This is a genomic window from Streptomyces sp. UNOB3_S3 (assembly GCF_020740895.1).
In the GTDB taxonomy this organism is placed as follows: domain Bacteria; phylum Actinomycetota; class Actinomycetes; order Streptomycetales; family Streptomycetaceae; genus Streptomyces.
The window spans coordinates 1-2742 of sequence record NZ_JAILXP010000594.1; the positions used below are offsets into that span (position 1 = coordinate 1).

Annotated in this window: 3 protein-coding genes; 1 reads left to right on the forward strand and 2 read right to left on the reverse strand. The window is 68.9% G+C overall.

Annotated elements, in window-relative coordinates; genetic code table 11:
* On the forward strand, positions 1–699 hold a 699-nt coding region (locus K6I33_RS34050), incomplete at its 5' end, for a hypothetical protein (RefSeq protein WP_229358670.1).
* Between the two features lie 242 nt (positions 700–941).
* Here K6I33_RS34050 and K6I33_RS34055 read toward each other — a convergent pair.
* Together K6I33_RS34055 and K6I33_RS34060 are read right to left on the reverse strand one after the other, a co-directional pair.
* On the reverse strand, positions 942–1715 hold the full coding sequence (locus K6I33_RS34055) for a glycosyltransferase family 2 protein (protein ID WP_229358671.1): 774 nt from the start codon (positions 1713–1715) through the stop codon (positions 942–944).
* Between the two features lie 109 nt (positions 1716–1824).
* The coding region (locus K6I33_RS34060) for an XRE family transcriptional regulator (protein ID WP_229358672.1) at positions 1825–2742 on the reverse strand (918 nt) is incomplete at its 5' end.

Below are 2742 nucleotides of genomic sequence, written 5' to 3' on the forward strand. Positions count from 1 at the left end.
CTTCCCGGCACCCCGCATCCCCCCGCCACCCATCAAGGAAAGGACCGCGCCGTGATCACCGAGCTGACCCAGCCGCTGAAGGACCTGGACTGGAACGACACCCCGCGCGTCGAAGAAGCCACCACGAAGATCCTCAACGCCTTCGCCGACGACCGCGGCCTCCTGCGCCGCGTCGTGCGAGCCGTCCCGGGCGACGAGCACCTGTGCGAACTCGCCGAGCACTACGACATCCTCGACAAGCTCGTCTTCCACGACGACCCGGCCGGCTGGCGCCTGCGCCTGCACATCTTCCTGCCCGGCTACTTCGACCGGCCTCACAACCACCGCTGGACGTACTCCTCGCGCATCCTGCGCGGCAGCTACCAGCACACCCTCTACGGCCTGGACGACGACCTCGACGAGAACACCGACGTGGCCGACCTCCAGCCCTACCTGGTCCGCACCGAGAAGGCCGGCGACGGCTACACCCTCCACCACCGGATGATCCACGCCGCCGTCGCCGAACCCCACACCGTCTCCCTCATCGTGCGCGGACCGGCGATGAAAGACCGTTTCCTCGTCGCCGACCGCAACACCGGCAAAGCCTGGTGGCAGTACGGCGCAGCGAAGGAATCCAAGGAGCAGGCCGCCAAGAAACGGATGACGGCTGCCCAGGTCGACAGCGCCCTCCGAGGCCTGGCTGACCTCCAACTCATCTGAGCCCCATCCGACCCGTCGCCGTCGTCAGGGAGAGGGAAGGTCCGCGTGTTCATCGACATCCTGAGCGAACTCGAAGCCGCTCTGATCGACCGTTCTCTCCCAGTGGCCGACGGGTGGCACCGATGACCCCCTGCGTCCCGCTCCCGAGTGCAGCAGCCGAGCAGGCGGCACGGCCACGGGGCGGGGCCGGGTCGGGTATCCCCGGAAACGGTTGCGTACCGGGTTACCCGGGCCCGTGCGCCCTAGATGCGCGAGTTGCGCAGCGACTGCCATGCAGCGCCGGCCAGGGCCCGTGTCGCCCGCGGGACGGACAGGTGCTCGTGCTCGCGGTAAAGGTCCCAGTTGTACCTGACCAGGGACATCTTGTTGGAGGACAGCGATCCCGCCTGGTGGGCCCTGTACACCGCGAGCGGCTCGGCCAGGCCCCGGGCGTCGGCGCCGTCCCGCATGATCGACAGCCACAGGGCGTAATCCTGACGTTTGCGCATCTCCGGCATCAGCCTCGTGCCCAGGACAGTGCGGTCGTACATGGCGGTGAGAGCACCGATGTGGTCCCGGACCAGCATCGCGCGGTAGTCCACGTGCTCCCGCGCACGGACCACCCGCCCGTTCGGGACCCAGTCGGTGCTCTCGCCGTCGTAGTCGGCGTCCATCTTGAAGTACGAGGTGAACGTCAAAGGCGCAGTGCCCTCCGCAGCGAAGGCGAGCTGCTTCTCGGTCTTCTCCGGGAACCACATGTCGTCGGAGTCGAGGAAGGCAATGTAGTCCCCGCGGGCCCGCTCGATCGCGAGGTTGCGGGCCCGGCCCGCACCGCCCTGTTCGGGTGCCGCCTCCGGCAGGACGCGCTCGTCCTGCTCGGCGAACTCGCGGAGCAGGTCCATGGAGCCATCGGAGGACTGGTCGTCGGTGACCAGCAGCTCCAGGTCGCCATGGGTCTGCGTGAGCACCGACCGGACGGCTTGCCCGAGGGGGGCTGCCGAGTTGTACACGGGCATCACGACAGACACCAGAGGCACAGTGCTTCTCCTTGCCAGACCGGGAACGACGGTCCATTCAAGCACCGCAATCGAGTAGGTCTGGCCGGCTCCCATCGTCCTCCCCGACCAGTCGCTCGCTGAGGAGTGATCAGCTGTGGATGCCCGTACGCGCCGCGAATTCCTTGAGCCCAGGAAGGCTGGTCGAGGAGTACAGCAGGTCCGCGGTGAGGGCCTTCACCGACGGTCGTCGGGCTTCTTGCGGGGCTTCGTGTTCGATGGCGCGCAGCGAGGCGAAGGTCCTGGTGTCGTTCCCCAGCTGGTGCCACATGCGGGCCACGTCCGTATGGAATCGCGCTCGGCGCTCGGCGGTCGGGAACACGCTTGGGTTGACGCGGGCGACGACCGGCACTGCCTGGTCCGGGGCACCGAGCTTGTTGTAGAGGCTCAGGCGGAAGCCGGCGCACTGCGCGCGGGTTGCCTGGATGGTGACTTTTTCCAGGCCGGGCCCGTAGTGGATGCGCTTTCCGATGGCTTCGGCTTCGTCCACCATCTCGAGCGCGGCTGTGCGGTTGCCGTAGTGCGCCACCGTGTATCCGCACGTCAGGAGCATCGCCGCGCGTACGGCGAGGGCCTGCTCGGTGGCATCGTCGGCCAGCTGACGGTCGGTGTGGAGGAGGAGGTCGGCGGCCTGGCGGTGGCGGCCGGCACGACGCATGGCGACGGCGAGCATGCGGGTGGCCTCACCCAGCGGTGCGGGCTGGCCGGAGGCGCGGGCAGCGGCGACAGCTCGGTCGGCGGCGACCCAGACGGCCTCGGAGTGCTGCTTGCTGGCCAGCTCACCTGCGAGGCTGTAGGCGTAGGCGGCCAAGGCGCAGGCTTGTTCCTTAGTGCGGCCGGTGAGGTGGTCACGGGTCGCGTCGGCTGCGGCGAGCAGCAGCGGCAGTTCAGTTCCGAGAGCCTGGTACCGGGCGTGACGGAAGTCTGCGCGGGCTCTGTGGAGGGCCCGGTCGAGCTGGCCGAGCGACACAGGGCGGGCGGCGGGCGGGCGGAACAGCCCCGCCTCCAG